The organism is Paraburkholderia sp. J7, assembly GCF_905220155.1.
In the GTDB taxonomy this organism is placed as follows: domain Bacteria; phylum Pseudomonadota; class Gammaproteobacteria; order Burkholderiales; family Burkholderiaceae; genus Paraburkholderia.
In genome coordinates this window covers 199,491-225,734 of sequence record NZ_CAJMYZ010000006.1, presented here as the reverse complement: position 1 = coordinate 225,734, position 26,244 = coordinate 199,491, and the positions used below count along the sequence as shown (strand labels likewise).

Genomic DNA, 26,244 nt, shown 5'->3' with positions numbered 1-26,244 from the left:
GCAGACGTCATCTGGGGCCGGTGCTAAACTGCGCGGGGACAAGGGGATGTCGCAGTGCCGCGACGGCCGCTCGGTTTTGGCCACAGCCCGGTTTAGAATAGCGCTCGTTTTTTCCGCCTCGCAACGGATTACCGCGTATATGACAACTAGCACACACGTGGCCAAGCAGCCGCTACCTACTCTCGCCGTAGCGGCCATCGGTGTGGTGTTCGGCGACATCGGCACGAGCCCGCTGTATTCGCTGAAAGAGGCGTTCAGCCCTTCACACGGCATTCCGCTCAACGACACCTCCATCCTCGGCGTCATTTCGTTGCTGTTCTGGGCGATCGTGATCGTCGTCAGCGTCAAGTATGTCCTTTTTGTGATGCGCGCCGACAACAACGGCGAGGGCGGCGTACTCGCGCTCATGGCGCTCGCCATGCGCTCGTTCAACCGCAAGAGCAAGTCGGCGGCGTTGCTCACGGCATTGGGCATCTTCGGCGCGTGCATGTTCTACGGCGATGCCGTGATCACGCCGGCGATCTCGGTCATGTCGGCAGTGGAAGGCCTCGAAATTGCTGCGCCCAAACTCTCGCATCTGGTGCTGCCGTTCACGATGGTGATCCTGATCCTGCTGTTCTGGATCCAGCGGCACGGCACCGCGCTGGTCGGCCGTCTGTTCGGCCCGATCATGGTGCTCTGGTTCATCACCATCGGCGTGCTCGGCGTCTCGCGCATCGTGCAGGCGCCTGGCGTTATCGCGGCGCTCAGTCCGTACTACGCGGTCAGCTTCATGGGCGCGCACATGCTGCAGGCTTACGTGGTGCTCGGTTCGGTCGTGCTGGTGCTGACCGGCGCGGAAGCGCTCTATGCCGACATGGGCCACTTCGGCGCGAAGCCGATTCGCTGCGCCTGGTACACGCTCGTGATGCCCTCGCTCGTGCTCAACTACTTCGGCCAGGGCGCGCTCTTGATGCAGGACCATCGCGCGATCGAAAATCCGTTCTTCCTGCTCGCGCCTGACTGGGCCTTGCTGCCGCTCGTCGTACTCTCGACGGTCGCCACCGTGATCGCCTCGCAGGCCGTGATTTCGGGTGCATACTCGCTCACGAGTCAGGCCATTCTGCTCGGCTACGTACCGCGCATGAAAGTGTTGCACACGTCGGATCTCGCCATCGGGCAGATCTACGTGCCGGTCGTGAACTGGATGCTGCTCTTCATCATTCTGTGCATCGTGGTCGCCTTCAAGAGTTCGGACAATCTGGCCGCCGCCTACGGTATCGCCGTGACCGCGACGATGGTGATCACCACGGTGCTCGTCGCCGTCGTGATGACGAAGGTATGGAAGTGGAACAAGGCGCTCGTCGCCTGCATCATCTCGGTGTTGCTGGCCGTCGACCTGGGGTTTTTCGGCGCGAACCTGCTGAAGGTCGAAGAGGGTGGCTGGCTGCCGCTTGGCATCGGCGCGCTGCTGTTCTTCCTGCTGATGACGTGGTTCAAGGGCCGTATGATCGTGAAGGACCGCACGGCCGCCGACGGTATTCCGCTCATGCCGTTCCTGCAAGGGCTGCTCGCGCACCCGCCGCATCGCGTTTCGGGCACGGCCATCTACCTCACGGGCAGCGAATCGCTCGTGCCGGTCAGCCTGCTGCACAACCTCAAGCACAACAAGGTCCTTCACGAGCGCACGATCTTCCTCACGTTCGTGATCCGCGACATTCCGTATGTGGCTGACGCCGAACGCGTGTCGGTCAAGGATATCGGCGGCGGGCTCTTTCTCGTGAAGGCCGATTATGGCTTCAACGAAACCCCCGACGTGCAGGCGGTTCTCGACGACATTTCGCGCACCCACAACATGACGTTCGAGATGATGGACACGTCGTTCTTCCTCGCGCGCGAGACGGTCGTGCCGACGCAACTGCCGGGCATGTCGATCTTCCGCGAACGCATATTCGCGTGGATGCATCAGAACGCCGCGAAGCCCACCGACTTCTTCAGCATTCCTGCGAACCGCGTAGTCGAACTCGGGACGAAGATCGAGATCTGATCGCGGCGTTTCGACCAACAAAAAAGGCACCCGAGGGTGCCTTTTTTGTTGCGCACGCAACGTGAGCCGTTGCGGCCCACGTCGCGTCATGCGGACATCAGCGTTGCTTGAGCTTCGCGAATGCCGCCGCCATTGCGCCTGCCGGTTCCGCATCGCGCGAACGCTGGCCGCCGCGATTGTCGCGATTGCCGCCACCGCGGTTGTCGCGGTTGCCGGGCTGGCCCGCGCTTCCGCCGCTGCGCGAGCCGCCCGCGCTCATGGGGTCGTCGTCCAGACGCATCGTGAGCGCAATGCGCTGACGCTTCACGTCGACCTCGAGCACCTTCACCTTCACGACCTGGCCGGCCTTCACGACTTCGTGCGGGTCCTTGATGAACTTCGTCGACATGGCGGAGACGTGCACGAGTCCGTCCTGATGCACGCCCACGTCGATGAACGCGCCGAACGCCGCCACGTTCGTCACGACGCCTTCGAGCAGCATGCCCGGCACGAGGTCGGACACCTTCTCGACGCCATCGCGGAACGTTGCCGTCTTGAACTCGGGGCGCGGATCGCGGCCCGGCTTTTCCAACTCGCTCAGGATGTCGCGCACCGTCGGCAGACCGAAACGTTCGTCCACGAACTCGGTGGGCGCGAGGCCCGACAGCGCTTCGCGGCTGCCGAGCACGTCGCCGATCGTGCGCTTGATCTTCGCAAGCATGCGCTCGACGACGGGGTACGCTTCCGGGTGCACCGACGAGCGATCGAGCGGATTGTCGCCGCCGTTGATGCGCAGGAAGCCTGCGGCTTGCTCGAACGTCTTGTCGCCCAGACGCGGCACCTTCTTCAGATGCTCGCGGGACGGGAAGGGGCCGTTCGCGTCGCGGTAATCGACGATATTGCGCGCGAGCGTGGAGTTCAGGCCCGACACGCGGGCGAGCAGGGCGACCGAAGCCGTGTTCGCATCGACGCCCACGGCGTTCACGCAGTCCTCGACGACAGCGTCGAGCGAGCGCGCGAGTTCGCGCTGGTTCACGTCGTGCTGGTACTGGCCCACGCCAATCGCCTTCGGCTCGATCTTCACGAGTTCGGCGAGCGGGTCCTGCAGGCGGCGCGCAATGGAGACCGCGCCGCGCAGCGAAACGTCGAGTTCGGGGAATTCCTTCGCAGCCAGTTCGGACGCCGAATAAACCGACGCCCCGGCTTCGGAGACCACGATCTTCTGCAGCTTCAGTTCGGGATGCTTCGAGATCAGCTCGCTCGCGAGCTTGTCGGTTTCACGCGAAGCCGTGCCGTTGCCGATGCTGATGAGTTCCGCTTGCGTTTGCGCGGCAATGCGCGCGAGCTTTGCGAGCGAGCCGTCCCAGTCGCGGCGCGGTTCGTGCGGGTAGATCGTGTCGGTGGCGAGCAGCTTGCCGGTGCGGTCGACCACAGCGACCTTCACGCCCGTGCGCAGGCCCGGATCGAGACCGATCACGGCCTTGGGGCCGGCCGGCGCGGCAAGCAGCAGATCCTTCAGGTTGCGCGCGAACACGCGGATCGCTTCGTTTTCGGCCTGCTCACGCAGATTCGTGAGCAACTCGTTTTCAATATGCGGCTGCACCTTCACGCGCCAGCACCAGCGGCAGACGTCGGAGAGCCATTTATCGGCCGGACGGTTCTGGTTCGCAATGCCGAAGTGGCGCGCGATCATCGCTTCGCCCGGATGCGGCACCTGTGCGTCCAGTTCGCCGCCAAGGCCGAGCTTGACCATCAGCACGCCGGCGTTGCGGCCACGGAACAGCGCGAGCGCACGGTGCGACGGCACGGTCTTGATAGTCTCGGAGTAGTCGTAATAGTCGCGGAACTTCTCGCCTTCCTCGCTCTCCTTGCCCTCGACCACGCTCGACATCACCACGCCCTGGTTGAACAGCCAGTCGCGCAGTTTGCCCAGCAGTTCGGCCGTTTCGCCAAACTGCTCGGAGAGGATGTCGCGTGCGCCGTCGAGCGCGGCCTTCACGTCCGCGACGCCCTTCTCGGCGTCCACGTACTGCGCGGCTTCCGTTTGCGGGTCGAGCAGCGGGTTCGCGAGCAGCGCGTCGGCGAGCGGCTGCAGGCCGGCTTCGCGTGCGATTTGCGCGCGCGTGCGGCGCTTGGGCTTGTAGGGCAGATAGAGGTCTTCGAGGACCTGCTTGCTGTCGGCGGCTTCAATGGCGATACGCAGCTCATCGGTGAGCTTGCCTTGTTCCTCGATGCTCGCGAGGATCGCCGCACGGCGGTCTTCGAGTTCGCGCAGATAGAGCAGGCGCTCTTCGAGCGTACGCAGTTGCGTATCGTCGAGATTGCCCGTGACTTCCTTGCGGTAACGGGCGATAAACGGAACGGTCGAGCCTTCGTCGAGAAGCTGCACGGCGGCTGCGACCTGGCGCGGCTGCACGCTCAGTTCAGTGGCGATACGCTGGACGATCTTGAGTGCTACGGTTTCCGTCATAGGGTCTGGATATTCCTGCGAGGATCGGTTTGCGGTCCGGCGGCCGGTGCGGGCTCGAGCGCCCGCAGTGCCCAAAAAAGGCACGTTGCCGGGTGCGCCGCCGGCCGGTGGAGCGGGGCATTTTGCCATAAATGGCCGAGCGCTCAACCCGGGGGGTGTTAGAATTTCAGCCATGTTCCGCTGCCCACAGAAGACGTTGACGACCTCCCGCTTCTCCCTCGATTTGCCCCTTGCCCGGTTTCGCGCGCCTGTTGGCGTCACTCGGCGGTTCCCCGCTCTTGGGGCAATTTGTGCCGTCGCGTTGAGCCTTGGTGCGAGCGTTCCGGCCCTCGCGCAGGCGGTCGGGGTATCGGGGCCGCTACAGCAGCAAGGTGCGGCAGCAGCACCGGTCATGAAGCCAGCGGCTTTGGGCAACGCGCCGCTCGCAGCGTCTGATGGAGGGGGCGCTGGCACGTCGGCGTCGCAGCAGAGCGATTTCGATCAGCGGCAACAAGTGCTGGACCGTCGGAGTGCGGAGAACGACTATCAGTTTGCCGTCGCGCAGCACAACTGCTACAGCACGTTCTTCGTGAATCATTGCATCGGCAAGGCGCGCGACAAGATGCGTGTCGTGCAGGCCGATATCCGCCGCGAGCAACTGGCGCTCGACGACGAAAAACGCGCCGCGCATGCGCAGCAGCGCGACCAGCAGGCCGCATTGAAGCGCGCGCAAGACGAAGCCAACGCGCCGCAGCGCGCCGCCAACGAAGCGGCGAGTGCACAGGCGTACGAACAGAAGCAGCAGCAACACGCGCTCGATCAGGCGCAGCGCCAGGCCGAAGCGCCGCAGCGTGCGGCGAACGAGCAGGCGTATCAGGAAAAGCAGCGCCAACATGCGTTGGCTCAGGCGCAACGCCAGGGCGAGCAATCGCAGCGCGACGCGAACCAGGCGGCGTACGATCAGAAGCAGTACCAGAACCAACTGGACGAAGCGCGCCGCCAGGGCGAGCAGAAGGGCCAGGAGCGTGCGGAAAAGGCCCAGCGCTACCAGCAGAAGCAGGAAGACGCGGCGAAGCATAAGGCCGACGTCGAAGAGCGTCAGAAACAGGCGGCCGAGAAGGCGCAACGAAAGCAGCAACAAGAACAACAGCAGCAGCAACAACAAAAGCAGCAGCAGGAAGAACAGCAGGACCAGTAGCACGAGTAGCACGCTTTTTCAGCCGGACTGCAACCTCAGGCGCGTCGTCCTTCGCAAGCGCGCGCCGCATATGTCGAGGAGGCGAGCATGCGCGAGCATCGTGAAGTCAAGACCGAGGTCCTTCGTGACCGCATTCTGCAGCTGGAATCGGAACATGGCGATCTGGACCGCCTGATAGACAGGATGTCCGATACCCCGGACTATGACGATCTCGAACTGCAGAGGCTGAAGAAGCGCAAGCTCAAGGTCAAGGACAACATCCTCCTGCTGCAACTGCAGCTGGACCCCGATTCAACGAAGACTTCGGACGGGCACGCCTGATCCCGGGTCCTGGCAAGCGCCGGGGCGCGGCAGTCGGCGGGTTGCGCCCTTCCGGACCGAGCAGGAACCGCTTGCCTTGAATTCAACGACCGTTTCTCGTTCCCGGCCCGCGCGCGAAGGCGGCGCGCAGGAGGCCGACGTGCGTGCGACGCAAACAGCCGCAGCCCCCGTGTTGAGCGCGCGCCGCGCCGCCGAGCTCGAGCAGCTCTTCGCGGCCGACGGCTTGCTTGCGCGTGAGATCGACGGCTATCGCCCGCGCGCGGCGCAGATCGAAATGGCGCGCGCAGTTGCGGCCGCAATGGAAGCCGCCGCGCAATCCCAGCCGGACCCCGCAATGTTCGAACTCCAGTCGCGCCCGGCGCGGCGGCTCGAGCGTGGGGCGCCGGCACAGCCGGGCGCCGGGGAAGCGGCGAGCGCCGCCGCCGAGAACGGTGACAATACGCTCATCGTCGAAGCGGGCACCGGCACCGGCAAGACCTACGCGTACCTCGTGCCGGCCATGCTGTGGGGCGGCAAGGTGGTCGTCTCGACGGGCACGAAGCACTTGCAGGATCAGCTCTTCGCGCGTGACATCCCCACGGTGCGCGACGCGCTAGCGGTGCCTGTGAGCGTCGCCATGCTCAAGGGCCGCGCCAACTATCTGTGCCATTACTACCTGCAGCGCACGGCCGACAACGGCCGGCTGCCGTCGCGCCAGGAAACCGCGTATCTGCAGGAAATCGTGCGTTTCGCGAAGATCACGCGCTCGGGCGACAAGGCCGAACTCGCGAGCGTGCCCGAGACGGCCGCCGTGTGGTCGATGGTCACATCGACGCGCGACAACTGTCTTGGCCAGGAGTGTCCACATTACAAGGACTGCTTCGTAATGCAGGCGCGCCGCGAGGCGCAACAGGCCGATATCGTGGTGGTGAACCACCATCTGTTCTTCGCCGACATCATGCTGCGCGACACCGGCATGGCCGAACTGCTGCCGAGCGCGAATACGATCATCTTCGACGAAGCGCATCAACTGCCCGAAACGGCAACGCTCTTTTTCGGCGAAACCCTCTCGACTGCGCAGTTCCTCGAACTCGCGCGCGATTGCGTGGCCGAGGGTCTGAGTCATGCGCGCGACGCCGTCGAGTGGGTCAAGCTCGGCGCTGCGCTGGAGCGCGCGGCGCGCGACGTGCGGCTTGCGTTCAAGGAAGATTCGCTGCGGCTGTCGATCACGCAGTTGCCCGAAGACCATCCGCTCTTCGACGCGCTCGATGCGCTGCAGACCGAACTTGGCGCGCTTGCCACCGCGCTCGCGGGTCAGGCCGAACGCGCCGAATCGATCGGAGCCTGCTTGCGTCGCGCGCGCGAACTGCAAGGCATCCTTTCGGGCTGGACCGTACCGCAGAGCGGCGCCCCAGCGCACGAAACACGCAAGACCGATGCAAACGGGCAAGACGAAAACGCTCACGCTGCGGACGACGCGGACGAGAAAGTCCGCTGGGTCGAGGTGTTCTCGCACACGGTGCAGTTGCACGAAACCCCGCTTTCCGTGGCGCCGATTTTCGCAAAGCAACGCGCGGGCGTGCCGCGCACGTGGGTCTTCACATCGGCGACGCTTTCGGTGCGCGGCGACTTCACGCACTACGCGGCGCAAATGGGCCTGAGCTCGCGCCGCTCGATGACGCTGCCGAGCCCGTTCGACTATCCCGCGCAAGGTCTGCTTTACGTGCCGCGCAATATGCCGCAGCCGTCGTCGCCGCAGTTCACCGATGCCGTGTTCGATGCGGCGTTGCCGGCGATCGAGGCGTCGGGCGGCGGTGTCTTCATGCTATGCACGACGTTGCGTGCCGTCGACCGCATCGCGCAGAAGCTGCGCGACACGATCGAGGCGCGCGGCTGGAACACGCCGCTGCTCGTGCAGGGCGACGCGAGCCGCACGGAGTTGCTCGAGCGTTTCCGCGCCTACGGCAATGCGATTCTCGTGGGCAGCCAAAGCTTCTGGGAAGGTGTGGACGTGCGCGGCGACGCGCTTTCGCTCGTGGTCATCGACAAGCTGCCGTTCGCACCGCCCGACGACCCGGTACTGGCGGCACGGCTCGACGCGCTGGCGAAGAAAGGCCTGAGCCCGTTTGCGGTCCACCAGCTCCCGCAGGCAGTGATCACGCTCAAGCAGGGCGCGGGGCGGCTGATTCGCGCGGAAACCGACCGCGGCGTGTTGATGATTTGCGACACCCGTCTCGTCGACAAGCCGTACGGTCGACGCATCTGGCAAAGCCTGCCGCCGTTCAAGCGGACGCGGGAGATTGAGGTGGTGCAGGCGTTCTTCGAATCGAAGAACGAGGAGGCAGGGGAGCCGGGCGAGGCACGTTAAGCCTCATGCGCACGGCATAACAAAAAAGCCACGAACGTGAGTTCGTGGCTTTTTTGCTTGCCCGCCGTATGTCTGAAGCGCGTTTGACGCAGGCAGCAGACCGTACGACGGTTCGCTGCGATGCCCGCCGGGACCGTAGTCTCCAGCGAGCGTCGCGCGAACGCAACTTACTGGCTTGCGCCCGAAGCAGCAGCCGGAGCCGAAGCGCCTGCGTCCGAAGCAGCAGCGCCAGCGTCCGAAGCAGCGGCGGTAGCCGAAGCAGCAGCGTCGCTCGCAGCAGCAGCAGCGCCCGAAGCAGCAGCAGCAGCGTCCGAAGCAGCAGCAGCCGGTGCCGAAGCAGCAGCAGCGTCGCTAGCCGGCGCAGCAGCTTGGTCGCTGCTCTTGTTGCACGCAGCGAGTGCAACAGCTGCCAGCAGGGATGCTACGAGGAGGGATTTCTTCATGATCACGTCCTTTTATGGTTAAAGGTAAGCAACAGCGCAAAATAATACCGGTAAATGTGCCCCAACACCGACCTGAGCCGCTGGTGGAGATGCACTGCAAGAGCGTGAATCTTCCCTACGGCCTGGCCGGAAATTATAGGCACTTTCGTATCGACCGTCGACAAATCCGGGGACAATACGTTGTCTTTCTCATACAAGCACTATTTTAGTACGGTATAACAGTCCGAAGCGCTTAGGCAAGCACCCCGGTCCGAATCCAGCCCGCACGATACCACTCGTGTAGCAACGCTGTCACACACGAATCGTGTGAGAGTGTTACAAAGCGTTTCCCGTCCATAGAGCGCCTGTCGGCCAGTGCCGGCAGCCACTTTCTTGCCTCTTTGAGCAAGTACTGTTCCCCGTTCAGGTAATACGACCGCGAATCGTAAAGCAGGATTGTCCTGCGGTCGAGTGTTATCCCATTTTTTGCCGCTTGCGCAACGAAACGGGCTTCGTCGAGCGGCTTTTCGGGGGCGTCGAATACGACATTGGCTTTCGGTTCGGACAGCCAGGAGCCTACGAACGAGGAGACATCGGCGTTGCTCCAGCGCACTTTAGCAAGCACGCCTCCAACACGCTCTACGAGTGCCGGGGGCAGCTGCGCGGGGTGCGCAACGGCCGGCTGGTCGGGGTCGCGATAGAGCGTGGGCTTGCCGTTGTCGTCGTTCGCGCCGCGCTCGGCGAGCCAGTATAGAAACTGGCTTGTCAATTCACTCGTGGAAGGTGAACGAAAGCCGATCGAGCACGTCATGCATTCGCCCTCGGCGACGCCGTCGTGCGCGATATGCGGCGGCAGGTACAGCATGTCGCCTGGCTCCAGCAGCCACTCTTCTTCAGGTTCGAAATTCGCGAGAATCTTGAGCGGCAAACCTTCCTGAAGAGAGAGGTCGCGCTGCGCGCCAATGCGCCAGCGGCGCTTGCCATGCACCTGCAGCAGGAAGACATCATACGAATCGAAGTGCGGGCCCACACCACCGCCGTCCGACGCGTAAGAGATCATCAGGTCGTCGAGCCGCGCGTCGGGCGCGAAACGAAAGCGCTCGAGCAGGGCGCGCGCGCGGTCGTCGTGCAGGTCGGCACCTTGCACGAGCAGCGACCATTGGCGGGTCTTCGGCGTGGGCAGTTCGTCCGGCGAGAACGGACCGTGTTCGAGCGCCCAGCGGCGGCGAAAATGGGTGATGAGCCGCGACTCGACGTCGTCGCTGTCCGCAAGCGCGAAGAGTTCGTCGCGCGAGAGTGGCGCTTCGATCCCGGGAATCGCCTGGCGGATCAAGAGGGGCTTTTTCTGCCAGTATTTGCGCATGAACTGCGCCGGAGTCAGACCGCCCAGGAGCGGCGTGGCGACATCGGGCGCGGGGCATGCCAGGGGGAGGGAGGCGCGCTGCTTGCGCGCGTCCACCGGGTGGTCTGGGGACCGCTTCGGCATCGTATAATGTGGTCTGTAATCTGGAGGAACGAATGAAAATTGCAAAGGACACCGTCGTGTCGGTCGCTTACAAGCTATCGGATGCGCAGGGCAATCTGATTGAGGAAAGCGACGAGCCGATGGTCTATCTGCACGGCGGCTATGATGGCACGTTCCCCAAGATCGAGGAAGTGCTGGACGGGCAGGAGCCGGGCTTCGAGACCCAGATCCAGCTTGAGCCGCAGGACGCCTTCGGCGAATACGATCCCGAGCTCGTGAAGATCGAGCCGCGCAACCGCTTTCCGGAGCCGCTCGAAGTGGGCATGCAGTTCGAAGGCACGCCCGAAGAAGGCGACGAAGACCTCGACGCGCTCATCTATACGGTCACGGACGTCGCCGAAGACAAGGTCGTGCTCGACGGCAATCATCCCCTGGCGGGCATGGCGCTGCGCTTCGCCCTGACGGTCAAGGAGGTGCGTGTCGCCACCGAAGACGAAATCGAACATGAGCACGCGCACGGCGCGGATGGCCTCGAAATCGTCGACGAAGACGAAGAAGACGACGGCGACGAAGGCGCCTCGAAACCCACCCTGCACTAATCGCCAATCAATGCGCGAAGCCACCCGACGCCGGTGCGCCGGGTGGCTGCAACTGGCCGCCGCCGCTATTCCCACCTTCCGGGCTGTTCTGCCCATTCGTACCATCTAGTCCATTCTGGTCACCGTGCGCGGGCCACACCGGCTTCGGCACGCCGTTTTCAGGCGCCGGCAAGCCTTGCGGCACGGCGGTTCCGGATGCGCCCGGCGGCACGGGCGCCACGTCGGGCGATTGCGGCATGCCCGGAATCTCGGTCACATCCGGCATCGACGACACTTCGGGCATTTCCGGCATCGCGGGCGACGCTACGCCTGGCAGGTTCAACGACGGCGGTGTGGGCAGCACTGGCAGATGTTTCGGTACATCGCGCACGCTCACGCGCAGAGGCGTACGGCGCGCCATGTCAGCGTCTACCTGCAACCACTGCGTAAGTGGGTCGCGCAGAGAGAACGCGATGCGCGTGACGTTTTCTATCCTGGCGCCTTTGTCGTTACGCAGCGGCTGATCGATCGTGAAGCCGCGTGCGAGCTTCGAGTCGTCCGCATTCACGATGATGATCTGGCCGCGGAACGTTTCGGCGAGCTTCACGAGGCTGCGGCGCAACTCGAGATAGCCGTCGCGCGGCGCACGGTGAAAGCGCAGCCACGCGAAGCGATCGGGCCGCTCGTAATGCTCGGGCATCGCGTTGCCCTGCATGAAGATGACAATTGCGCGCGCGTTGCGGCGCTTCGCATATTCGGCCGCATGTTCGAGCCAGAAGCTGTTGGCGATCACGCGGTCTTCGAACTCGCCATTGCGCCCGCCTGCATTGAGATAGTGATTGTTCCCGTCCGGCACATTCAGCCCAATGAACACGGTGTCGCCAAGTTGCCAGCGCACGTTTTCCCGATACGGCCGGAAGCGCGAAACTTCGCTCTCGCGCGTGAGCGTCAAGGGAGTCTGACCGAGCGCATTGGGATCGGAGAAAAAGTTCTGTCGCAGGAAATCGAGTCGCTCTGCGGGATCGTAGGCACCCGAGCCATTCATGCCGCAGGTGACCCAGTCGCGCTCGCCTGGCACGAACACGAGCGGCGCACGTGACGCATCGAGAATGTCGTGACGCCGCTCGTAGAGATGGTCGGCGCAGGTCTCGCGTGCGCCTTTGAGATTGCCGTCGTAGACGATGAAGGCGATTTGCGGGTCGCGCCCGATGGCATCGATGAGCCGCTGCGCCGACGCTTCCTCGGACTGCGAGGTGAGTGCGTTCGCCACGACCGCGAAGGCATAGCGCGGCGCTTGTGCGAGCGCCACGAGCGGCAAACCCAGCAATGACGCCAGCATCAACGCGCATGACACACGGCGCATAATTTTCAGATAGCGCGAACGGGGGCTGCCGCGGCCCACCGGTTGCGGTGGCCGCGGCGGCGTCGCGAGGCGACGCTCAGCGCTTCGTGTCCGGCGCCGTGGCCAGCTCATGCAGTTCGTACAACAGGTCGAGCGCGTCGCGCGGGCGCAATTCGTTCGGATCGAGTGCGCGCAGCCGCTGTGCGACGAGCGACGCGCCCAGATCTTCCTCTGCGGCCGGCGCAGCGCGATCTTCCACGAACGGTGCTTCGTCGTCGTAGTCGGCGGCGGGCGCGGCGAACAGGTCGAGTTGCGGCGTGGGCTGTCCCGCCGATTGCTGCTCCAGATGCACGAGATGTTTGCGCGCCGCGCGGATCACGGCGGCGGGCACACCCGCGAGCTGCGCGACCTGCAGGCCGTAGCTCTGGTTCGCCGGCCCTTCCTGCACGGCATGCAGGAAGACGATGCCGTGACCGTGTTCGACGGCTGAAAGATGCACGTTCGCCGCTTGAGCGAACTCCGTCGGCAGTTGCGTAAGCTCGAAGTAGTGCGTGGCGAAGAGCGTGTGGCAACCGTTGTGCGCGAGCAGATGCCGCGCAATGGCCCACGCGAGCGCGAGGCCGTCGAACGTCGACGTGCCGCGTCCGATCTCGTCCATCAGCACGAGGCTTTGCGGCGTCGCGTCGTTGAGAATGGCCGCGGCTTCGGTCATTTCGACCATGAAGGTCGAGCGGCCGCCCGCGAGGTCGTCGGCGGCGCCGATGCGCGTGAAGATGCGGTCGATCGGCCCGAAGCTTGCGCGCTTCGCCGGCACGTAGCTGCCCACGTAGGCGAGCAGGGCGATGAGCGCGGTCTGCCGCATGAAGGTCGATTTACCGCCCATGTTCGGGCCGGTGATGAGCAGCAGCTTGCGCTCGGCAGAAAGCACGCAGTCGTTGGCGATGAACTGCTCGACCTGTGCTTCGACCACGGGATGCCGGCCTTGCTCGATCTCGATGCCGGGGGCTTCCGTGAACGTGGGCGCATTCCAGTCGAGCGCGCGGGCGCGTTCGGCGAAGGCGGCGAGCAGGTCGAGTTCGGCGAGCGCGGCGGCCACGCGCTGGCAATCGGGAATGAACGGCAGCAGCGATTGCAGCAGCGCGTCGTAGAGCGCCTTCTCGCGCGAAAGCGCGCGTTCCTGCGCCGAGAGCGCCTTGTCCTCGAACGTCTTGAGTTCAGGCGTGATGTAGCGCTCGGCGTTCTTGAGCGTTTGACGCCGGCGATAGTCGTCGGGAACCTTGTCGGTCTGGCCGCGCGTGACTTCGATATAGAAGCCATGCACCTTGTTGTACTCGACGCGCAGATTGCCGATGCCGGTGCGCGTGCGCTCGCGCGTTTCGAGGTCGAGCAGGAACTGGCCGCAGTTCTCGGAGATGTCCCGCAGTTCGTCGAGGTCCGCGTCGTAGCCGCGCGCGATCACGCCGCCATCGCGCACCATGGCGGCCGGCTCGGGCGCGACTGCGCGCAGCAGCAGCGCCGCGCATTCTGCTGGTGGTTCGAGCGCCTCGGCGATGTGCGCAAGCGACGTGGCCGCGCCGCTTGCGGCTGCAACCTGTTCGCGCAGCGCGGGCAACGCCGCGAAGGTGTCGCGCAGGCTCGACAGGTCGCGGGGGCGCGCGGAAAGCAGCGCGAGCCGCCCCGTGATGCGCTCGACGTCGGCGATCTGGCGCAATGCGCCGCGCAGCGTATCGACGCTCGCTTGCGGTGGCGCCTCCAACAGCGCGCCGATGGCTTGCTGGCGCATTTGCGCAATCGCAGCCTGGCGCGGCGGGTGATGGAGCCAGTGACGCAACAAGCGGCTGCCCATGGCGGTACTGCACGTGTCGAGCAACGAGCAGAGCGTGGGCGATTCGGTGCCGCGCAACGTTTCGGTGAGTTCGAGGTTGCGACGCGTGGCCGGATCGAGCCCGATGTATTCCGACTCGGCTTCGACCTTCAGGCTGCGCACGTGGCGCAGTTGCTGGCCCTGCGTGGCCGCCGCATAGAGCAGCAGCGCGCCCGCCGCACCGCACGCGCTCGTGAGCGTTTGCGCGCCGAAGCCGTCGAGGCTCGCCACGTCGAGCTGGTCGCACAGGCGCTGTTTGCCCGAGCTGACGTCGAAGTGCCAGGCGGGCACGCGCGTGAGCGCGCCCGATCCGGCGGGCGGCGCCCAGGCGGACGTTTCCGCCGGCATTTCGGCGACGAGAATTTCCGCGGGCCGAATACGCTCGAATGCCGTGGCGACCTGTTCAGGCGCGACTTCCGCGAGGCGCAGTGCGCCGCTGGCGAGATTGAGCCACGCCAGGCCGACGTTGACCGTCACGCCGCGGCGGTTGTGCCCCGGGCAAACGGCCATCAGGTAGACGTCGTTCTTGTCGGAAAGGAGCGCTGCGTCTGTCAGCGTGCCGGGCGTGACCACGCGCACGACCTTGCGCTCGACCGGGCCCTTCGACGTGGCCGGGTCGCCGATCTGCTCGCAAATCGCTACCGACTCGCCCAGCTTCACGAGCTTTGCGAGATATTGCTCGACCGCGTGATGCGGCACGCCCGCCATCTTGATCGGATTGCCCGCCGACGCGCCGCGCTGCGTGAGCGTGAGGTCGAGCAGGCGCGCGGCTTTCTCGGCGTCTTCGAAGAAGAGCTCGTAGAAGTCGCCCATGCGGTAGAACACGAGCGTACCCGGATGATCGGCCTTGATGCGCAGGTACTGCTGCATCATGGGAGTGTGTTGCGCGGTGTCGGCTGCGCCTGCGGTGTGTGTAGCCATCCTCGGTGTCTTGCTAGGGGTTCAGGGCGTGAGTTTAACGCGCGCCGATTGCATGTAAAGCCAGCCTTACGGCTAACGCCATCCGATCATTCGTCGACCAGCGCCTGCAGGTCCACGGTGCGCGCGTTTGCCGCACTGTGCCGCATGGCGAGCCAGATCATCGTGGAAACGAACACGCCGAACACGACGATGATCCACTGTACCGGCACCTTCGCGGTGAGCAGCAGCGCATACGCGCCGAGCATGAGCAGCACCGCGAGATTCTGGTTGAAATTCTGCACCGCGATCGAGTGCCCAGCCGAAAGCAGGGTCGCGCCGCGATGCTGGAGCAGGGCGTTCATCGGCACGATGAAAAAACCGGCGAGCACGCCGAGCAGCACCATCAGCGGATACGCGAAAAGCAGATAGAAGGGCACGATGAACGTGCCGAAGCGCACGCCCACGCCTTGCGGAAACAGGCCCTTGCTGTAGAACGCCATGCCGATCGCCACCGCGCCGCACAGCACGCCCACGGGCAGCACGCGCAACGAGGCGCGCAGCGACACCCATGCGGCTGCCGCGCCCGCGCCCAGCGCGATGCCGAGTCCTGTCACGCCCTGCATCACGGCGGCTTTCGAGAGCGAGAGTCCGAGATTCGCGTCGGCCCATTTGAGCACGAGCAGTTGCAGCGTGACCGCCGCGCCCCACATCAGGGTCGTGACCCAGAGTGCGATTTGTGCGAGCTTGTCGGTCCAGAGCACGTTGAAACTATGCGTGAAATCGCCCATGAGCCGCGCCGGCTCCCTGAGCCGGTTTTCATAGCGGGCAAGCGTGTCGGGAATGCCGATGTTGATGATCGCGGCGCACACATACGTGATCATCACGGCGAGCATCGCGAGGTGGGCGGCCGAATGGATGAGCGGCAGCGGATGGCGCGTGACGAAACGATCGGCGTAGGTCGAAACGAGCGCGCCGCCCATCATCGTGCCGACAATGGTGGAGAGCACCGTGGCCGATTCGAGCCATGCATTGGCGGCGATGAGTTTTTCGGCCGGCAGCAATTCAGTCAGGATTCCGTACTTTGCTGGCGAGTACGCGGCGGCGCCGAAGCCGACCACGCCATACGCGAGCATGGGATGCACGCCCGCGATCATCAGCAGGCAACCGCCCGCCTTGAGCGCGTTCGAGACGAACATCACGTGGCGCTTTTGCAGGGCGTCGGCGAACGCGCCGACGAAAGGCGCGAGCAGCACGTAAGAGATCGTGAAGAAGATCTGCAGGAGCGGCGTCACCCAGGCGGGCGAAGCAATCACTGTGAGCAGCGCGATCGCCGCGATGAGGAGTGCGTTGTCGGCGAGCGACGACACGAACTGCGCGGCGATGATCGTGTAGAAGCCTTTTTTCATCGGATGCGTGCGTGGCCCTCTTGCGGCAGGGCGACCGGCGAAACAAAAAAGCGGCCGAAGCCGCTCGCTGCGCATGGGTGGGCCAGGGCTGACCTGGCGCGCGCGTTGCACGCGTCGCGGTGGAACAAGGCGTGCACCGCGACGCGCATGGACGATCAGGCCGCCTTCGTGACGCGCGTGTACTTCGAGAGGATCGGCACCATTTGCGCGTAGATCTTCGGGTTGCCCGCGACGACTTCGCCCACGTGCAGGAAGTCCGAGTCGCCCGTGTAGTTGCCGATCAAACCGCCGGCTTCCGTCACGAGCAGGCCGCCCGCGGCGACGTCCCACGGATTGAGACCCTGCTCGAAGAAGCCGTCCATGCGGCCGGCGGCGACGTTGGCCAGATCGAGCGCGGCCGCGCCCGGGCGGCGCAGGCCCGCGCACGCGTTGGTCATTTCGGCGAACAGTTCGCAGTAGCTGTCGAGGCCGTCCTTTTCGCGGAACGGGAAGCCGGTGCCGATCAGGCCGTCGGCGAGACGGTCGCGGCGGCCCACGCGAATGCGGCGGTCGTTCAGGAACGCGCCGCGGCCGCGCGAGGCGGTGAAGAGATCGTTGCGCGTCGGGTCATAGACCACGGCCTGCGTGACGATGCCCTTGTGCGCGAGCGCGATCGAGACGCAGTAGTACTGGAAGCCGTGGATGAAGTTGGTGGTGCCGTCGAGCGGATCGATGATCCACTGGTACTCGGACTCATTGTCCGATTCGCCCGATTCCTCGGCGAGGATGGCGTGGTCGGGGTAGGCCGTCTTGAGCGTTTCGATGATGGCGGCTTCGGCCGCCTTGTCGACTTCCGTGACGAAATCGTTATGCTGCTTCTTCGCGACCTGCACGAGGTCGAGGTCGAGCGACGCGCGGTTGATGATCTGTCCGGCGCGGCGCGCGGCCTTGACAGCGATGTTGAGCATGGGATGCATGAGCCAGGATCCTTGTTGTCCGGCGCTCGCGCGAAAGCTCGCTGCGTGCCGGTGGTGCAAAAGATAAAAGCGTCTAACGATTGGACAGGGCGCGGGTCACGAATCGGACCTGCGGAACCTGTCCCGTCAACGGAGACGAATTGGATAAGAGCGGTGCGCGGCGGCGCGGCTTGCCGGAAAGTGACCAGCAACGTGCCGAGCGTCTGGCGGGCAACCACACGGCTGCACGATTCGCCGGACGCGCGCGAAACCGCCATTTTACCCGAGTATCGGCATTTCTATGGCTTCTCCCGGGCAGGATATCGGGATTTCTATGGATATGACGTTCGGCCGGTCTGCGCGCCGGCGCAAACGCGATGCCGGGCGGCCTGGCGCGCCACGATCCGCGTGAGCGGCCCTCGCCGCGGCGCGAGGCGCGCTAACATAGACATTTCAATCTCCCTTTCGCAGTTAGAGAACCATCTTGGCGCACCCCGATTCACCTGATTCCCACGCACCGGCGCCGGCTTTCGGCGACGCCCACGAGCCGCTGCGCGGCGGCTTCACGTCCACCCGCTTCGTGCTCGTCGAGCCGAGCCACCCCGGCAATGTCGGCGCGGCCGCGCGCGCGCTGAAGACCATGGGATTCTCGCGCCTCGTGCTGGTGGCGCCGCGCGTGCCGCAGGTCCACTGCGACCCGGAAGCCGTCGCGATGGCGAGCGGGGCCGACGACGTGCTCGCGGCCGCCCACATCGTGCCGACGCTCGCCGACGCGCTGGCGGGCGTGCAATGGTCGCTCGCGCTCACGGCGCGCACACGCGAGTACGGGCCGCCGCCCGCCGCGCCGCGCCGGGCGGTGCAGGACGCTTGCCGTCAGGTGGCGCACGGCGGCGACATCGCGCTCGTGTTCGGCAATGAGCGCACGGGCCTCTCGAACGACGATGTCGAGCGCTGCAGCGCGCTTGCGCACATCCCGGCCAACCCCGCCTATAGCTCGCTCAATCTTGCCCAGGCGGTTCAGGTGCTCTCCTACGAACTGCGCCTCGCGTATCTCGGCGAGAGCGCGCCTGCCGCGGCACTGCCCGTGGCTGGCGGAGCGGGCGGGGCCTCGCAGCTTTCGGCTGGATCGCCGCTTGCGACGAGCGACGACATCGAGCGCATGTATGTGCACCTCGAGAACGCGCTCATCGCGCTCGACTTTCTCGACCCCGCCAATCCGAAGAAGCTGATGTCGCGACTGCGGCGGCTCTTCGCCCGCTCGGGGCTCGAGCGCGAGGAGGTCAATATCGTGCGCGGCATCGCCAAGCACATTCTGATGCTCAAGGGCAAAGGCGAGCACCGTTGACGCGCCGGACCGGCGCGACGTGCGCGCCGGCGTCCGACCTTGCCGCTGACGGGGACTTCCGACCGCAAATCGGCTTTACGCCTACAATCGGCTGAAAACCGGCGGTAAATTCATAAGCAAATGCGCGTGGCTGCAATAGCCGCTGCGCCGCTTCGCGCGCACGCTGCGGTGGCGTGCGGCCGCCATTCCCCCTGTTTCACACGTTTTTTTGCGTGACTGCCATGTTCAAGAGACTTCGCGAAGACATTGCCACGATCCGCGAGCGCGATCCCGCCGCGCGCAGTGCGTGGGAGGTCCTGACCTGTTATCCGGGTCTGCATGCGCTCGTGCTCCATCGCTTCGCGCATGCGTGCTGGCGCGCGAAGCGCCGCTGGCTCGCGCGTTACGTTTCGCAGATCGCACGTTTTCTTACCGGCATCGAAATCCATCCGGGCGCGACCATCGGCAGGCGCGTGTTCATCGATCACGGCATGGGCGTCGTGATCGGCGAGACGGCCGAGGTCGGCGACGACTGCACGATCTATCAGGGCGTCACGCTCGGCGGCACGTCGCTCACGCGTGGCGCGAAGCGCCATCCGACATTGGGTGCGGGCGTGATCGTCGGTGCGGGCGCGAAGGTGCTCGGCGGCTTCACGGTGGGCGCCGGGGCGAAGATCGGCTCGAACGCCGTCGTCGTGAAGCCGGTGCCGGACGGCGCGACGGCGGTGGGCAACCCCGCGCGCGTCGTCGCGCCGGCGAAGACTGCGCCGGTGCAGGCCAAGCCGGCTTCGGCGCGCGAGGGCTTCTGCGCTTACGGCATCACGCCCAATGCGGACGACCCGGTTTCGCTCGCGATCCACGGCCTGATCGACCACGCAGCCACGCAGGCGCAGCGTGTCGATGCCATCGTCGTTGCGCTCGAGCGTCTCGGCACGCGTCTCGAGGCGCTGCACGGCGCCGATGCGGCGCTCGCTGAATTGCGGCGTCTGTCGGAAGGGCTGGAGTGTGGCGGTCCGCAGGTCGTTGCGGCGGCCAGCGAAGAAGAGAAAGCGCCCGCGCGCGTTTGACGCGCGGCGCGACCAGGGTGCTAGAAGCGGCACACCTCGGTTTCAGTCAAGCGGCAAGACCCTGAACCCTTCGGCGTCCACGCGCAGATAGCCGCCGCGTGGCTTGCCGTGATCGAGATCCCAGTCGGGCAAGACCCAACGCGTGCCGCCGGGCTCCTGGTGGCGCGCTGGCCTGTGCGTGTGACCATGCACGATGGTGTTCGCACGCGCGCGCTTGAAGAGCGCCGCCACGCCTTTTGCCGTGACGTCGTACTTCGGCAGGCGCGGCCCGCTGCGCTTGCTTTCGCTCGCGTAGCGCGCGCGCTCGGCAATCGCACGCCGCCAGCGAAACGGCCACGCGAGAAACAGCAGTTGCACGAGCCGGTTGCGCGCTAGCTTGCGAAAGATCTGATAGCCGTGATCGTCGGTGCACATCGCGTCGCCGTGCGCGAGTGCGAGACGCGTGCCGAACGCGGTGATCGCGATGGGGTCGGGCAGCCAGATCGCGCCCGCGGCTTTCATGAAGCGCTTGCCCATCAGAAAGTCGCGGTTGCCGTGCATGATGTAGAGCGCGATGCCGCGCTCGGAGAGCGTATGCATGAGCGCAGCCATGCGTGCGGGGAACGGATCGCTGAGCATGTCGTCACCGATCCAGTATTCGAAGAGGTCGCCGAGTATGAACACCGAGTCGGCCTGATCGGCCGTGACCCGGATAAAGCGCTCGAACGCGGCGACCGTACGCGGAATCCCTTCATTCAGATGGACATCGGAAATGAACAGGAACGGGCGAGCCGCGTGCGGGCGCTTGCCCTCGCCGGGCACGCCCGCGGCAGCGTGTCGTAAAGCCTTTTCCTGCAGCATCGATGAAGGGTGTGCGTGAGAGTGGGTTGAAGCTTATTCGACGACGACAGCCTTTTCGATCACGACGTCGTCGACCGGCACGTCCTGATGGAAGCCCTTCGAGCCCGTCTTGACCTTCTTGATCTTGTCGACCACTTCGAGGCCTTCCACGACCTTGCCGAACACGGCGTAGCCCCAGCCTTGCGGCGTCGGCGACGAGTGGTTCAGGAAGTCGTTGTCGGCCACGTTGATGAAGAACTGCGCCGATGCCGAGTGCGGGTCGTTGGTGCGCGCCATGGCGATCGAGCCGCGCTCGTTCTTCAGGCCGTTGTTCGCTTCGTTTTCGATCGGCGCTTCGGTCGGCTTTTGCTTCATGCCGGCGTCGAAGCCGCCGCCCTGGATCATGAACCCGTCGATGACGCGGTGGAACACCGTGCCGTCATAGTGGCCGTTCTTCACGTAGTTGAGGAAGTTGGCGACCGTCTTCGGGGCCTTCTCGGCGTTCAGTTCGAGCTTGATGACGCCGTGGTTCGTGTGCAGTTCGACCATGATGGGATCCTTTGCCTGTGGCTGGGGGAGTGAACGCCGCTGCGTCGGCAAGAGGCGGGGCGTGTTGCCCAACGCGTGTGCCGGCGCCGCGACGTGCGACGGGTGAGGGCGGCGTTGCCGCCCGGTTAGTCGATGATGACCTGGCGTGTTGCCGGCGCTTTACTTGCCGACGACGGTCGCCGATTCGATCACGATTTCCTTTTGCGGCACGTCGGCCATCGGGCCGCGCGAGGTGGTGGGCGCCGCTTCGATCTTCTTCACGACGTCCATGCCCTGCGTGACCTTGCCGAACACGGCATAGCCGTTGCCGTCCGGGTTCGGATAGTCGAGGCCGGCGTTGTCGACCGTGTTGATGAAGAACTGCGCGGTGGCCGAATTCGGGTCGCTCGTGCGCGCCATCGCGATCGTGCCCGTGAGGTTCTTCAGGCCGTTCTTGCTTTCGAGCGCGACCGGCGCGCGCGTGGGCTTCTCGACGAAGCTTTGCGTGTAGCCGCCGCCCTGGATCATGAAGCCGCGAATCACGCGATGAAAGATCGTGCCGTTGTACTGGCCAGCCTTCACGTACTGCAGGAAATTGTCGACGGTCTTCGGCGCTTTCTCCGGATAGAGTTCGACGCGAATGTCGCCTTCACTGGTCTTGAAGAGCACTTGCGGATGCGCGGCGGCCGGCTGGCCGTTTTGCGCAAAGGCGGGTGCGTTCGCGATCAGGGCGGCGCTGCCGAGCGCCAACATCAACCATTTCATGAGTATCCTCGGAAGTGCGGGAAAAACGTGTTGCGGCGCGCGAGGTGCTGCGCGCCACGTGTTAGTTCGACGGCGCCACGAAAGGCGGCATCGCCAGCGACCCCGTCGAGCCGCCGAACTGGTACGCGGGATTGGTGAACGCGGGCACGAGCGCAGTCGGGCTTGCGCCCGACGCGGCTTCTGGCGCTGCCGCAGCGGCGTTCGCTTTCTTCGCAGCGGGCGGCGGCGAGATGATCTTCGCGATGTCGGCGAGGCGTTGCGACGTCGCGCCGCTCGTGTGACCGAGCGTTTGCGCGCGTCGGTATGACGCATCGGCGAGACGCAGGTACAGGTCGCCGAGATTTTCCCACGCGAGACTGTACGAAGGGTTCGCCTTCACCGCCGTTTCGAGTGCGACGCGCGCCTCCTCGTAGCGGCCATGCTTGGCATAAAGCGCCGCGAGATTGTTGTAAGGCTCGGGCAGTTCGGGGTAGAGCTGCGTAAGTTCGGTGAACGCCTCGATCGCGTCGTCGTCGCGGTTCAGGCGCGCGAGAATGGTCGCGCGCTTGAACTTCGCCTGCACGTCGCGCGGGTTCGTCTTGATGCGTTCGTCGAGCTTGCGCAGCGCGCCAGCCCAGTCCTGCTGGCTGATCGCTGCGTCGGCGCCAGGCGTGGCGTCGGACGTCGCCGGGGGCGCGGCATGCGCGATGCTCACGCTGCACAGCACGATCGCGACGCTCGAGAGAGCCGACGCGGCAAGGGTCGCAGCGCGGGGCGCGCGGCCGCTGGAAGGTTTCATAGGGTGAGGTCGCGGTGTTATACTCCGAGCCATTCTAACAAAAGGTCTGTGCGTTTTCGTCGCGCGCTTTGTCCCTCGCCCGTTTGTTCGCGTTATGTTTGCATTACGGGCGCTTGCGCGAGTCGCCGGGCTTTCCAACGCCACTCGTGGTCGTCTCCGCTGAGCATAGCAACCTGTTTGCAGTCCGGACGCCGACAGACAGCAGCCTGAGTCATGCGGGCATCACCCGCTGGCTGCGGTCGGCGCCGCCGCGGATTTCTTTCGACCCACGTATCCATCGCCTTTATGGAATCACTGCGCATCTACAACACGCTCGCGCGTGACAAGCAAATTTTCGTGCCACTCGAGCCCGGCGTCGTGCGTATGTACGTCTGCGGGATGACGGTGTACGACTATTGTCACATCGGGCATGCGCGCGTGATGGTGGTGTTCGATATCGTACAGCGCTGGTTGCGCGCGCTCGGTTACAACGTGACCTACGTGCGCAACATTACCGATATCGATGACAAGATCATTCGTCGCGCGGTGGAAAACGGCGAGACGATCAAGCAGCTCACCGACCGTTTCATCGCAGCGCTTCACGAAGACGCGGACGCGCTCGGCATCGAGCGTCCCGACCATGAGCCGCGCGCGACGCAGTACATCCCGCAAATGCTCGACATGATCGGCAAGCTCGAGCGCAACGGTTACGCGTACCAGGGTGCGGACGGCGACGTGAACTACGCCGTGCGCAAGTTCGCGAACTATGGCGCGCTCTCGGGCAAGTCGATCGAGGACCTGCGCGCGGGCGAACGTGTGGCGACGAACGATGCCAAGCAGGATCCGCTTGACTTCGTACTGTGGAAACAGGCAAAACCGCAAGAGCCGGCCGACACGAGCTGGGACTCGAAGTACGGGCGCGGACGTCCGGGCTGGCATATCGAATGCTCGGCCATGGGCTGCACGCTGCTTGGCGAGCACTTCGACATTCATGGCGGTGGCCAGGATCTGCAGTTTCCGCACCACGAGAACGAGATTGCACAGAGCGAAGGCGCGACCGGCAAGACGTTCGTCAATACGTGGATGCATAACGGCTTCGTGAATATCGACAACGAGAAGATGTCGAAGTCGCTCGGCAACTTCTTCACGATCCGCGAAGTGCTGGCGAAGTACGATGCAGAAGTGGTGCGCTTCTTCATGGCGCGCGCGCATTACCGCTCGCCGCTGAATTACAGCGACGTGCATCTCGACGACGCGCGCAACGCGCTCACGCGTCTTTACACGGCGTTGAAGGACGTGACGCCCGACGCCGGTGAGCTCGACTGGAATGAGCCGTACGCACAGCGTTTTCGTGCGGCAATGAACGACGACTTCAACACGCCGGTGGCGATCGCCGCGCTGTTCGAACTCGCGAGCGAGGTGAACCGTACGCGCGACGCCGTTCTTGCGCGTCAACTGCAGCGCCTCGCACGCGTGATCGGGCTGCTCGTGCGCGAGCCGCGCGTGTATCTGCAACAGGCTGCGGGCGCAGAAGAGGCAGGCGCGCTCGACGTGGCAGCGATCGAAGCGAAGATCGCGGCGCGCACGGCGGCCAAGCAGGCGAAGCAGTATGCGGAGGCGGACCGGATTCGGGCCGAACTGCTCGAATCCGGTGTCGCGCTCGAAGACAAACCGGGCGGATTGACCGAGTGGCGCCGCGTGTAAGCGGGCTGTCCAGTTTCCACTGATCGATTCGCGAGGCAGGAGGCAGGATGGCAACGGCCACGAAGACGCAGACCAGGCGGTCTGCGTCGCTAACGGGCGGAACTGCGGGCGCACCCGCAGGTGCAAAGCGCGCGCTCAATGGCGCGGGCGGCAAGGCAGCGACAAAGCCGGCTACCAAGGCGGCGCGTGGTAAGGCAAACGGCGCGTCCACATTGCACGAGGCGCTCGACGGCGCGGCGATCGAAGCCGCGCTCTCCAATGGTCCGGCGGTGCTCGAGGCCGTGGAGCCGGCGGCGAATGCGCTCGGCGACCTCGAATTCGAAGTGCAGCGTCCCGACTATTGGGACAAGGCCTGCGCAGACCTCGTCAAGCGCGACCGTATTCTCAAGAAGCTGATTCCGAAGTTCGGCCCCGTGCATTTGCTGAGCCGCGACGATCCGTTCGTCACGCTCGCGCGTTCGGTGGTCGGCCAGCAGATTTCGACGGCGGCGGCGCAAGCGCTCTGGCAGCGTGTGGAAGCCGCGTGTCCGAAGCTCGTGCCGCAACAGTTCCTGAAACTCGGTCACGAAAAGCTCGCCGCGTGCGGGCTCTCGAAACGCAAGACAGAATACATTCTCGATCTCGCGCAGCATTTCGTCTCGGGCGCGCTGCATGTCGGCAAATGGACGTCGATGGACGACGAGGACGTGATCGCGGAGCTCACGGCAATTCGCGGCATTGGCCGCTGGACCGCCGAGATGTTCCTGATCTTCAATCTCGCGCGCCCGAACGTGCTGCCGCTCGACGATCTCGGTCTGATCCGCGCGATCAGCGTCAACTATTTCAGTGGCGAGCCGGTCACGCGCAGCGAAGCGCGCGAAGTCGCGGCCAACTGGGAGCCGTGGCGTACTGTCGCGACGTGGTACATGTGGCGCAGCCTCGAGCCGTCGTGAGGCTTGAGTCAGCCGTTATCTATTAAGAAAAATCCTATCGACCGAAGAAGTCGATAGTTCTGAGCCAATTTCGGCGCGGGCTGGCGCGGTTAGAATACGCGCTGCCGCAAAGTGAAGGATTCCCACACATGAAGACCACGTTTCTGGATTTCGAACAGCCGATCGCTGAACTGGAAGCGAAGATCGAAGAACTGCGCTTCGTTCAGGACGATTCGGCCGTCGATATTTCGGAAGAAATCGAGCGGCTGTCGAAGAAGAGCCAGCAGCTCACGAAGGACCTCTATGCGAACCTGAGCCCGTGGCAGGTTTCGCAGATCGCGCGTCATCCGCAGCGTCCGTACACGCTCGATTACGTGCACGAGCTTTTCACCGATTTTCACGAACTCCATGGCGACCGCTCGTTCGCGGACGACCTTTCTGTCGTTGGCGGCCTCGCGCGCTTCAATGGTCAGGCCTGCATGGTGATCGGTCATCAGAAGGGCCGTGACACGAAGGAGCGCGCCGCGCGCAACTTCGGCATGCCGCGCCCGGAAGGCTACCGCAAGGCCGAGCGCCTCATGCGCCTCGCCGAGAAGTTCGGTCTGCCCATCTTCACGTTCGTCGACACGCCGGGCGCGTACCCGGGCATCGGCGCGGAAGAGCGTGGCCAGTCGGAAGCGATCGGCCGCAATCTCTACGTGATGGCCGAACTCAAGACGCCGATCATCACGACGATCATCGGTGAAGGCGGTTCGGGCGGCGCGCTCGCCGTCGCGGTTGCCGACACGGTCATGATGCTGCAATTCTCGACCTACTCGGTGATCTCGCCGGAAGGCTGCGCATCGATTCTCTGGAAGAGCGCTGCGAAGGCCCCGGAAGCCGCGGAAGCGCTGGGCCTCACGGCGCACCGCCTGAAGGCACTGGGCCTCATCGACAAGATCGTGAACGAGCCGCTCGGCGGCGCGCATCGCGACCCGAAGGGCATGGCTGCGCTGCTGCGCCGCGCGCTTGCCGACTCGCTGCGCCAGTTCCAGGGCATGAGCATCGCCGACCTGAAAGAGCGCCGTTTCGAGCGCCTGATGGCCTACGGCAAGTACAAGGAAACGACGCCGGGCGCGTAAGGCGCGCGACGTCAAC

21 protein-coding genes are annotated in these 26,244 nt (G+C 64.8%); 10 read left to right on the top strand and 11 right to left on the bottom strand.

Annotated features, from left to right (window positions below; genetic code table 11):
• The first annotated feature begins 139 nt into the window (after window positions 1–139).
• Complete coding sequence (locus U5A58_RS12340; RefSeq protein ID WP_321961642.1) at window positions 140–2,026, top strand: potassium transporter Kup; 1,887 nt, start codon at window positions 140–142, stop codon at window positions 2,024–2,026.
• A gap of 97 nt (window positions 2,027–2,123) precedes the next feature.
• Here U5A58_RS12340 and U5A58_RS12335 read toward each other — a convergent pair whose 3' ends face one another.
• Window positions 2,124–4,475: a Tex family protein gene (locus U5A58_RS12335; protein ID WP_321961641.1), complete on the bottom strand. Its 2,352-nt coding sequence runs from the start codon at window positions 4,473–4,475 to the stop codon at window positions 2,124–2,126.
• A 172-nt stretch (window positions 4,476–4,647) separates the two neighbouring features.
• On the opposite strand from U5A58_RS12335, the gene U5A58_RS12330 reads away from it, so the two are divergent.
• The 3 genes from U5A58_RS12330 to U5A58_RS12320 all read left to right on the top strand — a co-directional run bounded on the left by U5A58_RS12330 (window position 4,648) and on the right by U5A58_RS12320 (window position 8,320).
• Window positions 4,648–5,652 carry a colicin transporter gene (locus tag U5A58_RS12330; RefSeq protein WP_321961744.1) on the top strand — a complete coding sequence of 335 codons (1,005 nt, stop codon included), beginning with the start codon at window positions 4,648–4,650 and terminating at the stop codon, window positions 5,650–5,652.
• An 87-nt stretch (window positions 5,653–5,739) separates the two neighbouring features.
• Entirely contained in the window at window positions 5,740–5,973 is a 234-nt protein-coding gene (locus U5A58_RS12325; protein WP_028204122.1) for a DUF465 domain-containing protein, read from the top strand.
• Between the two features lie 139 nt (window positions 5,974–6,112).
• Entirely contained in the window at window positions 6,113–8,320 is a 2,208-nt protein-coding gene (locus U5A58_RS12320) for an ATP-dependent DNA helicase (protein WP_415774216.1), read from the top strand.
• A gap of 167 nt (window positions 8,321–8,487) precedes the next feature.
• Here U5A58_RS12320 and U5A58_RS12315 read toward each other — a convergent pair whose 3' ends face one another.
• Both U5A58_RS12315 and U5A58_RS12310 read right to left on the bottom strand, forming a co-directional pair.
• Window positions 8,488–8,763, bottom strand: a complete 276-nt coding sequence (locus tag U5A58_RS12315) for a hypothetical protein (protein WP_112172866.1) — start codon at window positions 8,761–8,763, stop codon at window positions 8,488–8,490.
• A gap of 232 nt (window positions 8,764–8,995) precedes the next feature.
• Window positions 8,996–10,228 carry a cupin domain-containing protein gene (locus U5A58_RS12310; RefSeq protein WP_321908890.1) on the bottom strand — a complete coding sequence of 411 codons (1,233 nt, stop codon included), beginning with the start codon at window positions 10,226–10,228 and terminating at the stop codon, window positions 8,996–8,998.
• A 32-nt stretch (window positions 10,229–10,260) separates the two neighbouring features.
• Between U5A58_RS12310 and U5A58_RS12305 the strand changes: the two genes are divergently transcribed.
• Window positions 10,261–10,806 carry a peptidylprolyl isomerase gene (locus U5A58_RS12305; protein WP_321908888.1) on the top strand — a complete coding sequence of 182 codons (546 nt, stop codon included), beginning with the start codon at window positions 10,261–10,263 and terminating at the stop codon, window positions 10,804–10,806.
• Window positions 10,807–10,813: 7 nt separating this feature from the next.
• On the opposite strand, the gene U5A58_RS12300 is transcribed toward U5A58_RS12305, so the two are convergent.
• The 4 genes from U5A58_RS12300 to U5A58_RS12285 form a co-directional block, all read right to left on the bottom strand.
• Window positions 10,814–12,124 carry a hypothetical protein gene (locus U5A58_RS12300; RefSeq protein WP_321961639.1) on the bottom strand — a complete coding sequence of 437 codons (1,311 nt, stop codon included), beginning with the start codon at window positions 12,122–12,124 and terminating at the stop codon, window positions 10,814–10,816.
• A 100-nt stretch (window positions 12,125–12,224) separates the two neighbouring features.
• Window positions 12,225–14,912, bottom strand: a complete 2,688-nt coding sequence (gene mutS / locus U5A58_RS12295) for a DNA mismatch repair protein MutS (protein WP_321961638.1) — start codon at window positions 14,910–14,912, stop codon at window positions 12,225–12,227.
• Window positions 14,913–14,998: 86 nt separating this feature from the next.
• Window positions 14,999–16,297: a lysophospholipid transporter LplT gene (gene lplT, locus U5A58_RS12290; RefSeq protein ID WP_321908883.1), complete on the bottom strand. Its 1,299-nt coding sequence runs from the start codon at window positions 16,295–16,297 to the stop codon at window positions 14,999–15,001.
• Window positions 16,298–16,452: 155 nt separating this feature from the next.
• Window positions 16,453–17,253: an inositol monophosphatase family protein gene (locus U5A58_RS12285; protein ID WP_321934887.1), complete on the bottom strand. Its 801-nt coding sequence runs from the start codon at window positions 17,251–17,253 to the stop codon at window positions 16,453–16,455.
• Between the two features lie 529 nt (window positions 17,254–17,782).
• Between U5A58_RS12285 and U5A58_RS12280 the strand changes: the two genes are divergently transcribed.
• Both U5A58_RS12280 and cysE read left to right on the top strand, forming a co-directional pair.
• Window positions 17,783–18,577 (top strand): RNA methyltransferase, encoded by a 795-nt coding sequence (locus U5A58_RS12280; protein ID WP_321961743.1) that lies wholly within the window; start codon window positions 17,783–17,785, stop codon window positions 18,575–18,577.
• Between the two features lie 221 nt (window positions 18,578–18,798).
• Complete coding sequence (gene cysE, locus U5A58_RS12275) at window positions 18,799–19,623, top strand: serine O-acetyltransferase (protein ID WP_321961637.1); 825 nt, start codon at window positions 18,799–18,801, stop codon at window positions 19,621–19,623.
• A 42-nt stretch (window positions 19,624–19,665) separates the two neighbouring features.
• On the opposite strand, the gene U5A58_RS12270 is transcribed toward cysE, so the two are convergent.
• The 4 genes from U5A58_RS12270 to U5A58_RS12255 all read right to left on the bottom strand — a co-directional run bounded on the left by U5A58_RS12270 (window position 19,666) and on the right by U5A58_RS12255 (window position 22,513).
• On the bottom strand, window positions 19,666–20,463 hold the full coding sequence (locus tag U5A58_RS12270) for a UDP-2,3-diacylglucosamine diphosphatase (protein ID WP_321908880.1): 798 nt from the start codon (window positions 20,461–20,463) through the stop codon (window positions 19,666–19,668).
• A 33-nt stretch (window positions 20,464–20,496) separates the two neighbouring features.
• A complete protein-coding gene (locus U5A58_RS12265; RefSeq protein ID WP_321908879.1) occupies window positions 20,497–20,991 on the bottom strand; it encodes a peptidylprolyl isomerase in 495 nt (164 codons plus the stop codon).
• A gap of 159 nt (window positions 20,992–21,150) precedes the next feature.
• Window positions 21,151–21,735, bottom strand: a complete 585-nt coding sequence (locus tag U5A58_RS12260) for a peptidylprolyl isomerase (protein WP_158757625.1) — start codon at window positions 21,733–21,735, stop codon at window positions 21,151–21,153.
• Window positions 21,736–21,796: 61 nt separating this feature from the next.
• Window positions 21,797–22,513 (bottom strand): tetratricopeptide repeat protein, encoded by a 717-nt coding sequence (locus U5A58_RS12255; protein ID WP_321961636.1) that lies wholly within the window; start codon window positions 22,511–22,513, stop codon window positions 21,797–21,799.
• A gap of 285 nt (window positions 22,514–22,798) precedes the next feature.
• Between U5A58_RS12255 and cysS the strand changes: the two genes are divergently transcribed.
• From cysS to U5A58_RS12240, 3 genes are all read left to right on the top strand, one after another.
• Entirely contained in the window at window positions 22,799–24,196 is a 1,398-nt protein-coding gene (gene cysS, locus U5A58_RS12250; protein ID WP_321961635.1) for a cysteine--tRNA ligase, read from the top strand.
• Window positions 24,197–24,243: 47 nt separating this feature from the next.
• Entirely contained in the window at window positions 24,244–25,128 is an 885-nt protein-coding gene (locus tag U5A58_RS12245) for a DNA-3-methyladenine glycosylase (protein WP_321961634.1), read from the top strand.
• A gap of 128 nt (window positions 25,129–25,256) precedes the next feature.
• The gene (locus U5A58_RS12240; RefSeq protein WP_158757629.1) at window positions 25,257–26,228 is read left to right on the top strand and encodes an acetyl-CoA carboxylase carboxyltransferase subunit alpha; all 972 of its coding nucleotides are present in this window, start codon (window positions 25,257–25,259) and stop codon (window positions 26,226–26,228) included.
• The last annotated feature ends 16 nt before the right edge of the window (window positions 26,229–26,244 follow it).

What these genes read in the sequence shown, in the direction of transcription:
- mutS (WP_321961638.1), bottom strand. Translation starts at nt 14,912, where the DNA reads ATGGCTACACACACCGCAGGCGCAGCCGACACCGCGCAACACACTCCC.
- U5A58_RS12335 (WP_321961641.1), bottom strand. Translation starts at nt 4,475, where the DNA reads ATGACGGAAACCGTAGCACTCAAGATCGTCCAGCGTATCGCCACTGAA.
- U5A58_RS12300 (WP_321961639.1), bottom strand. Translation starts at nt 12,124, where the DNA reads ATGCTGGCGTCATTGCTGGGTTTGCCGCTCGTGGCGCTCGCACAAGCG.
- cysS (WP_321961635.1), top strand. Translation starts at nt 22,799, where the DNA reads ATGGAATCACTGCGCATCTACAACACGCTCGCGCGTGACAAGCAAATT.
- U5A58_RS12285 (WP_321934887.1), bottom strand. Translation starts at nt 17,253, where the DNA reads ATGCATCCCATGCTCAACATCGCTGTCAAGGCCGCGCGCCGCGCCGGA.
- U5A58_RS12330 (WP_321961744.1), top strand. Translation starts at nt 4,648, where the DNA reads ATGTTCCGCTGCCCACAGAAGACGTTGACGACCTCCCGCTTCTCCCTC.
- cysE (WP_321961637.1), top strand. Translation starts at nt 18,799, where the DNA reads ATGTTCAAGAGACTTCGCGAAGACATTGCCACGATCCGCGAGCGCGAT.
- U5A58_RS12245 (WP_321961634.1), top strand. Translation starts at nt 24,244, where the DNA reads ATGGCAACGGCCACGAAGACGCAGACCAGGCGGTCTGCGTCGCTAACG.
- U5A58_RS12315 (WP_112172866.1), bottom strand. Translation starts at nt 8,763, where the DNA reads ATGAAGAAATCCCTCCTCGTAGCATCCCTGCTGGCAGCTGTTGCACTC.
- U5A58_RS12260 (WP_158757625.1), bottom strand. Translation starts at nt 21,735, where the DNA reads ATGAAATGGTTGATGTTGGCGCTCGGCAGCGCCGCCCTGATCGCGAAC.
- U5A58_RS12305 (WP_321908888.1), top strand. Translation starts at nt 10,261, where the DNA reads ATGAAAATTGCAAAGGACACCGTCGTGTCGGTCGCTTACAAGCTATCG.
- U5A58_RS12255 (WP_321961636.1), bottom strand. Translation starts at nt 22,513, where the DNA reads ATGAAACCTTCCAGCGGCCGCGCGCCCCGCGCTGCGACCCTTGCCGCG.
- U5A58_RS12270 (WP_321908880.1), bottom strand. Translation starts at nt 20,463, where the DNA reads ATGCTGCAGGAAAAGGCTTTACGACACGCTGCCGCGGGCGTGCCCGGC.
- U5A58_RS12265 (WP_321908879.1), bottom strand. Translation starts at nt 20,991, where the DNA reads ATGGTCGAACTGCACACGAACCACGGCGTCATCAAGCTCGAACTGAAC.
- U5A58_RS12325 (WP_028204122.1), top strand. Translation starts at nt 5,740, where the DNA reads ATGCGCGAGCATCGTGAAGTCAAGACCGAGGTCCTTCGTGACCGCATT.
- U5A58_RS12340 (WP_321961642.1), top strand. Translation starts at nt 140, where the DNA reads ATGACAACTAGCACACACGTGGCCAAGCAGCCGCTACCTACTCTCGCC.
- U5A58_RS12240 (WP_158757629.1), top strand. Translation starts at nt 25,257, where the DNA reads ATGAAGACCACGTTTCTGGATTTCGAACAGCCGATCGCTGAACTGGAA.
- lplT (WP_321908883.1), bottom strand. Translation starts at nt 16,297, where the DNA reads ATGAAAAAAGGCTTCTACACGATCATCGCCGCGCAGTTCGTGTCGTCG.
- U5A58_RS12310 (WP_321908890.1), bottom strand. Translation starts at nt 10,228, where the DNA reads ATGCCGAAGCGGTCCCCAGACCACCCGGTGGACGCGCGCAAGCAGCGC.